General features: G+C 68.9%; 1 protein-coding gene. It reads right to left on the reverse strand.

Annotation, left to right across the window (positions count from 1 at the left end):
* Nucleotides 1–456: helix-turn-helix transcriptional regulator (locus D3D02_RS19695; protein WP_147435793.1), on the reverse strand; the 456-nt coding region annotated here is incomplete at both ends.

Genomic DNA, 456 nt, shown 5'->3' on the forward strand with positions numbered 1-456 from the left:
ATCCACCGGTCGAAGGCGAGCGGGAGCTCCTCGGGCTCGAACTGGTCGAGGCTGCCCGGCGGGAACCCGAAGTCGTTGTGGAAGTCCTCGCATGCGGTACAGTCGACGGTCGCGGTCTCCTCGGCGTACTCCGCGACGAGGCCACCTCCACAGACGGGGCAGCTCCCCTCGACGGGGATGGCCTCGACGGTCGCGTTGGCGGTGTAGAGGCCGGCGTATATCGCGCCGATGACCTGCCGGCCGGCGTATGTCAGCTCGTACCCGTCGTCGGTCCGGCGGACGAAGGTCCCGCGCAGCTTCCCCAGGTGGTAGTTGAACCGGCCGCTGTCGTCCACCCCCGACCGGCGATGTAGTTCGGCGAACGGAACGGGCTCATCGTGCGTCTCACCGAGGGCTTGGAGGATTTGGAGGCGACTCTCGTCGCCCAGCAGCCCGAAGACCGCCCCGGGAGACCGC

The organism is Halobellus sp. Atlit-38R, from assembly GCF_003665925.1.
Taxonomy (GTDB): domain Archaea; phylum Halobacteriota; class Halobacteria; order Halobacteriales; family Haloferacaceae; genus Haloquadratum; species Haloquadratum inordinatus.